Below are 2836 nucleotides of genomic sequence, written 5' to 3'. Positions count from 1 at the left end.
CGTGGAAGCCCGTCGCGCGGCCGTCGCAGAACGTGCCGAGCTCGCCGGACACCCAGATCCGGACGGCGCCGCGCCGGTGAAGGGGCCGTCGGCCACCCGCCACCAGTCGGGCTGCATGCCGCCGTCCCCCAGCTCGTGCGCGGGGGCGAGATGCGGCGGGGACGGCGCGTTGCCCGGGGCGGGCGGCTCGGGGCGCTCGGCGGGACGCGGGCGCGGTACGACCCGGCGCAGCCCCTTGGGCCGCTCCTCGTCCGCCGGCTCCGGCTCGGGGCGCCGGGGCGCGGGCTGCGCGGGCACGGCGGGCCGCGGCCGCTGGGCGGCGCCGGCGCCCGCTGTGCCGCCCGCCGCCTCGACCACCTCGTCCGGGGTGCCGAGGCGCTCCAGGATGCGGCGGACGGCCGCGGGACTGTCCACCGTCGCCCTGGCCCGGCTCCGGTCGATCTCGTTGCGCAGCTCCGTCACGAGCCGCATCCGCGCCGCCGAGGGCAGCTGCCGCTGCTGAGCGACGTCTCCGACGCGGCTCAGATACTCGTAGACGACCTGGTCGCTCTCGATCCCCACGGAACCCCTCCGGGGTGACGCCGACTGAAACCCCGTGAGGACCGTAGCGCAGAGCCGGGCCGCACCCGCTACGGCTGAACCGGCGGAGGTAACCCGCTAACGTTGGCCGGATGAGCCAAGAGGCCAATCCAGCACCTCGGTCCCTCGCGGAAGCGCTCCGCGTCAGGGACGACGCCTCCCTGGCCGTGCTGCTGCGCAGCCGCCCGGATCTCATCACCCCCGTCCCGACCGACCTGACCCAGCTGGCCACCCGGGCCGGCACCCGCGCCTCGGTGCTGCGTGCCCTGGAGCGGCTGGACCGGTTCGCGCTGCAGACCGCGGAGGCGCTGGCCGTGGCCCCGGACCCGGCGTCGTACGCGACGCTGCTCGGTCTGATGGCCGGGGACGCCGGGAAGGAGACGGTGGCCGCCGCGCTCCCCCGCGCCCTCGGCGCCCTGCGCGACCAGGCCCTGGTGTGGGGCGACGACGAGCGGCTGCGCCTGGTCCGCACCGCCCGCGAACTGCTCGCGCCCTCCCCGCAGCACCCCTCCCCTACGGGTCTCGGACCCACCGTGCAGGAGGCCACCTCGGGCATGTCCCCGGGGCGGATCCAGGAGATCGTCACCACCGCCGGGCTGCCCACGACCCATGACTCGGTGTCGGCGGTGGCCTCGCTGACCGCGCTGTTCACCGGCCGGAGGAAGATGGCCGGGCTGCTCGCCGGGGCCCCGGACGCCTCCCGCGAGGTGCTGTCCCGGCTGGTGTGGGGGCCGCCGTACGGGCAGGTCACCCCGGAGCCGGCCGCCCATCTGCGCTGGCTGCTCGACCGGGGGCTGCTGCTGCCGATCGGCCCCGGCACGGTGGTGCTGCCCCGCGAGGTCGCCCTGCATCTGCGCGAGGGCCGCGCCCACCGGGCGCCCGAGCCGCTGCCGCCCGCCGTGGAGCCGGCCGCGACGCACCATCCACAGGTTGTGGACGCGACGGCGGCCGCGCAGGCGTACACCGCGCTCGCCACCGTCGAGGAACTGCTGAAGGACTGGGACGAGGGCGGTCCGGCCGTGCTGCGCGCGGGGGGCCTGAGCGTCCGCGACCTGAAGCGGACCGCCGTCGCCCTGGACGTGTCCGAGCCGGTCGCCGCGTTCTGGGCCGAGCTGGCGTACGCGGCGGGCCTGCTCGCCTCCGACGGCGAGGCCGACGAGCGCTACGCGGCCACCCCCGCCTACGACGAGTGGCTCGACCAGCCGCCCGCCGAGCGCTGGGCCCGGCTCGCCGGGGCCTGGCTGGCCGCCACCCGCACCTCGGGCCTGGTCGGCGGCCGGGACGCCAAGGACCGCACGCTCTCCGCGCTCGGCCCGGGGCTGGACCGCTCGGCCGCGCCCGAGGTACGGCACCGGGTCCTGACCCTGCTGGCCGGGCTCCCGGTTGGCGCCGCCCCGGACAGCGAGTCGGTGCTGGCCCGGCTGCGCTGGGAACGGCCCCTGCGCAGCCCCCAGCCGGAGGGCGGCGATCTGCGCACCCGGCTCGCCCGCTGGACCCTGTCCGAGGCGGAGCTGCTGGGCATGACCGGGCGGGGCGCCCTGTCCGCCCAGGGACGCGCGCTGCTCGGCGCGCCGGCGCCCGCCCCGGCCGACGCGGGCGAACCCGTCGGCCCGGGCGCGAAGCTCCCCGTCCACCACCGCTCGCCCGCCGAACCCGCACCCCTCGCCCCGGCCGAGCAGGCCGTGGCGGCCGCCGCCGCTGCCCGCCTCCTGGCCCCCCTGCTTCCCGAGCCCCTCGACCACGTCCTGCTCCAGGCCGACCTGACGGCGGTGGCCCCGGGCCCGCTGCAACGCCCGCTCGCGGACGTGCTGGGCGTGCTTGCGGACGTGGAGTCCAAGGGCGGCGCGACCGTGTACCGCTTCACCCCGGCCTCGGTGCGCCGCGCCCTGGACGCCGGCCGCACCGCCGCCGACCTGCACGACTTCCTCACCCGGCACTCCCGCACCCCGGTCCCGCAGCCGCTCGCGTACCTGATCGACGACGTGGCGCGCAGACACGGCCATCTGCGGGTGGGCGCCGCCTCGGCGTACGTGCGCTGCGACGACGACACCCTGCTGAACGAGATCCTCGCCGACAAGCGGGCCGCGGCCCTGCGGCTGCGCCGCCTGGCCCCGACCGTGCTGGCCGCCGAGTCCGACCCGGCGACGCTGCTGGAGGGCCTGCGCGCGATGGGCTACGCGCCCGCCGCCGAGTCCGCCGAGGGCGACGTCCTGATCACCCGCGCGCACGCCCACCGCACCACGCCCCGGACCGCGCC

General features: G+C 78.1%; 1 protein-coding gene and 1 pseudogene. One reads left to right on the top strand and one right to left on the bottom strand.

The window, feature by feature from the left end:
* A pseudogene (locus tag ACWEN3_RS44650) lies at positions 1 to 561 on the bottom strand (hypothetical protein); the annotation flags it as partial.
* Between the two features lie 110 nt (positions 562 to 671).
* Between ACWEN3_RS44650 and ACWEN3_RS44645 the strand changes: the two are divergent.
* Positions 672 to 2836, top strand: a 2165-nt coding sequence (locus ACWEN3_RS44645) for a helicase-associated domain-containing protein (protein WP_452983915.1), incomplete at its 3' end; no start/stop codon positions are given.

The sequence above is a fragment of the Streptomyces sp. NPDC004561 genome (assembly GCF_053602155.1).
The sequence above is the reverse complement of the archived record's forward strand: the minus strand, read 5'-3'. Positions and strand labels throughout refer to the sequence as shown.